Consider the following 3,946-nt stretch of genomic DNA (forward strand, 5'->3'; position numbering starts at 1 on the left):
GGGTTGGGCAGTATCCGTTGAGGGGAAGGATGCACTCTTTATGAGGGCGGAGTGCATCCTCTACAGTTTGGATACTGTTTTATCGAGGGTTGGGCAGTATCCGTTGAGGGGAAGGATGCACTCTTTTTGAGGGCTGGAGTGCATCCTCTACAGTTTGGATACTGCTTTATGAGGGTTGGGCAGTATCCGTTGAGGGGAAGGATGCACTCTTTTTGAGGGCGGAGTGCATCCTCTACAGTTTGGATACTGCCTTATGAGGGTTGGGCAGTATCTTTTGAGGGGAAGGATGCACTCTTTTTGAGGGCGGAGTGCATCCTCTACAGTTTGGATACTGCTTTCATGAGGGTTGGGCAGTATCCGTTGAGGGGAAGGATGCACTCTTTATGAGGGCGGAGTGCATCCTCTACAGTTTGGATACTGCTTTATGAGGGTTGGGCAGTATCCGTTTGAGGGGAAGGATGCACTCTTTATGAGGGCTGGAGTGCATCCTTTCCATGGATTGAATGCACTCTTTGGAGGCTAGAGTGCATCCATAGGGAAAGGCATATTCTATAAGAAACAGAGATAACCAAAAGATTTTTTTATATTTTATATTGGTAGGTTGCTGTATTTGCTAGGGTAGGGCTATTCATTTTTTATTCTCAATATTTAAGATGATTATGTGATCAGGGTTGTTCGTCAATACAATCGTAAAAGACGTTGAGTATTTTTATAAAAATTAAGATATTTTTGTGCCTTTTTCTTGTTTTTTTTATGTTTACACAAGATTTACACTGCTTTTCAACAGTTTGTTTTTTTGCTTCGCTAATGGCGGTGGCTAAACACTTCAATTATTTTCACTGCCTCAACACCGCATTAAAATAACAATGCTTTATAATATGACAAAATGAGCTGTATAACGTTTGATTCTTGAGGGATGCTAGAAAGAGGGGGATGTTAGGAGCGATGTTGTATATCTTTTTAGTTTATCTCTTAAAGCAGGAAGATGAACATATTTGAGAAGAATATGAAGTGCTATAGATGAAACTCCGTCTTTCCGGATCTATTTTTTATTTGGCCGGATCTATTTTTTATTTGGTTTGACAGTTAAAGAGCAATAGCTGAATGGAATCACGCTTGTCTCATGTTTTTATCCTCACGCTTTAGTTTTTTCTCGTGGGGATGCAAGTTTTTTAATGGGGTTTTACGTGAGTCGCGTAAAACAGAATGTTCCAAACAGAATATACTTGTGTTGCACATTTACGTCCTTGATTTAAAAACATCATGTTGTCTTATCTCACAATAATGTTGGTGAATGGGATAATGGAGAAATCTCTTGTGAAGTGGATCAGCCCTTTTTAAAATCGCATAAGGCGAAAGCCAGCACTATCATACTATTTTAGCATCTCATGGGATGACAGCCTTTGGCTCTTGAGCGTGTTCATAAGAGGCATCTTGCTTTTTTATCTTCGAAGTGTGTTATTTCATATGTCTCTCATGTTGGTAACGTGCAAAAGATATGCTGTTGATTGATGCAATATGAAATAAATTTGAAATGAGACAATCCCTATGATACTCGGGTCGCTTAATTTTAATATGAATAACGCGCGATTATAATTATAAATCAAAATGGTGCCATGATACATCAACCGGTTGGTGGGCTACAGGATAAAGAAAGTCGTCAAACATAAGTCATTCTGTTATGTCGTAAAACACTGTCATTTGCGGTTTGGTGATATGAGAGCCAGCCGGCGCTTTGGATATATTGAAGTGTTTTTTAAAGGGCGTGGTGAATCTTTAGGGCAGAGCTTGCTCGTGTTGCATCTTGAGTTCAGCTGAAAATCCCTGAATAGAAAACAAAGAGTGAATGGAAAACCAAGAGTGAAGTCTATCCAAGCTGTTTGTAGATCAGATTGGGTTAAGAACCTTTGTTCTTTGAGGATCGAACGCAAGCCAACTTGATAAAAGAATGATCTAGTTTGCGGGGAGATTTTATGGAGGAATATAACAAAGCTCATAAGAGAGTGATTTAAGACAATACAGTTATAAAAAAGTACAGTCATAAAAAAAAGTCCTCCGTTGTAATCAGAGGACTAAAAGCAGGAGAATTTTAACATTGGCTTGTAGGACATGTTAAAAAAATGAATTTAAAAGACCGTATCCAATCCACAAATTCATACTTACAAAACTATTACACTAAAATTAGCAGAGAATTCAAAATATATCAATATAAAAAATACTTTTTACAAAAAAGAAAATTTTGTCATTTTGCATTAAAAATTAATGAATACTTTTTCAATTGAATATTTATTTTGAGACTCGACATTAATTAAACAATTAAATTGTATTTAAATAAACTGTATTTAAAGCTGTTATGATGCATGCAAGCATCTTAAACAAAACTTATTCTTCAATAAGCACGAATAAACTTAAAAGAACCTCATGATTACAGGACTGGTGTGGGAGCAGGGTTTTTGTTTTTAAGGGTGTGGAGTGTATCTTGAGTGGGTGTGGAGTGAAGTATTGTCCTTTTGGGTGTGAGGGGTGAAGTGGTGGAAGAGGTTGGGGAGAGCTGCTGGATGATTAAGCGGTGTGGGGGGCTTTAGAAGGCGCAGCAACATGGGAGGCAGATTTGAATGGCGAGGAGGGGATTATTCAGAATGTTTATGGTTTGCATATCCCCAATGAAATGCGAGCAAGTCTAAACAATCTCGTAAATGATCGGCAAGGGAATTTTGTTTGCGTTTTGAAGAATTTAATTCTTTGATTGCTTGTCCATAGCCGATAACGCGTTCAAGCAGTGAATAGCCAAGAATACCCAGTTGAACTTTGATTGTTTTTAAATGATTGGATGCTTCTATTTGACGTTCAATGGGGTGTGTGTACCCTTGGCTACAGGAAACCTTTTCACGGGTATAGTCAAGGCTCATGTGGAGATCGGCTTGACTTTGACGCCAGTAAAAATAAAAACGTTCTGCCGCTTTATATTGGGCTTTGCTGAGATGTCCTTTCGCATATAAAAGTGCAATGGGATGGCTTTGTGTATTGGCAATGGCATTGATGGTGCGCGGATTGCTGGAACTTTCTGGATGATTGGGTTTAAAATAAGGATTACGCGTTTCAACAGGGATTTCTTGCGTCTTTAAATGACCAATGTGCTTTCCTTGATTTTGATGATCAAGCGGGCAGGTTTGTGTATTTTTTTTCTCGTGATGGGTCATAGCATCTCCTTAAAAATTTTAACTTTGCTTCTCGTTTTTTAAAAAATGTTGCTTGCTCTAGGTAAAAGAGGGGGATGAGAGGAAGACATGTGTTGGAGTGTGCGTGTTGGGTATGCGCTCTTGGGGGTGATTTGGACTGTTGCGCTTGTGTGGGGGAGCCCCATGGATTTGGCTCTTGAAAAGAGGGGTGTTTTGTTGCATGGTGGATTTTCCTTGAATGGCTTGATGGGGAGTGGCATGATGTTGCGCGGTGTTTTGTCTTTGAAAAGATTGGTATTTTTCTGCATTGCGGTTTTTGTCTTTGTGTCTGTTTATATGGAAATGAAGGCGTTGGGGATGACGTGGGGCGTATTTTTACGGGCTGTGGTATTTTATGGCACTCCCGGCATTTTCCTTATGTTTGGTTATGAAGTAATGCAGCGGCGTGGTGTAAAAAAGGGTTTGTTCTTCAAGATGGTGTTGTTGAGCTTCATTATTATCGCTGTCTCTAAGTTTGTTTATGGGCAAGCTGAGCACTTTGGTTTGACTTGGGTGTGGTTCTCAAACAGGTGGGTGTTTAACATTCTTTTTGGCGTTGTCTTTGGTCTTATCCTTGGGCTTATTGGTTTAGGAGCAAGGCGTCTTGGTTTTAGGCTTTCATTCTTTTCAAAGGATTGATCTTTTGCTGCATTTTGGCATGGTCTCTGATTTTTACTTAATAAAGGAGCGGGGCGTATGGTGGTTGCGCGGGACATGTTTTTGAAGGG

At 39.6% G+C, this 3,946-nt stretch carries 2 protein-coding genes; one reads left to right on the forward strand and one right to left on the reverse strand.

Going from position 1 to position 3,946, the window contains the following annotated elements:
* Nucleotides 1-2,630 precede the first annotated feature (2,630 nt).
* Nucleotides 2,631-3,200: a hypothetical protein gene (locus ACFIJR_RS03900; protein WP_375653657.1), complete on the reverse strand. Its 570-nt coding sequence runs from the start codon at nt 3,198-3,200 to the stop codon at nt 2,631-2,633.
* An 87-nt stretch (nt 3,201-3,287) separates the two neighbouring features.
* Between ACFIJR_RS03900 and ACFIJR_RS03905 the strand changes: the two genes are divergently transcribed.
* Complete coding sequence (locus ACFIJR_RS03905; protein WP_375653659.1) at nt 3,288-3,857, forward strand: hypothetical protein; 570 nt, start codon at nt 3,288-3,290, stop codon at nt 3,855-3,857.
* Nucleotides 3,858-3,946: the final 89 nt, after the last annotated feature.

Origin of the sequence: Bartonella sp. OD88NMGDW (genome assembly GCF_042193775.1) — a bacterium.
GTDB classification, from domain to species: Bacteria; Pseudomonadota; Alphaproteobacteria; order Rhizobiales; family Rhizobiaceae; genus Bartonella; species Bartonella grahamii.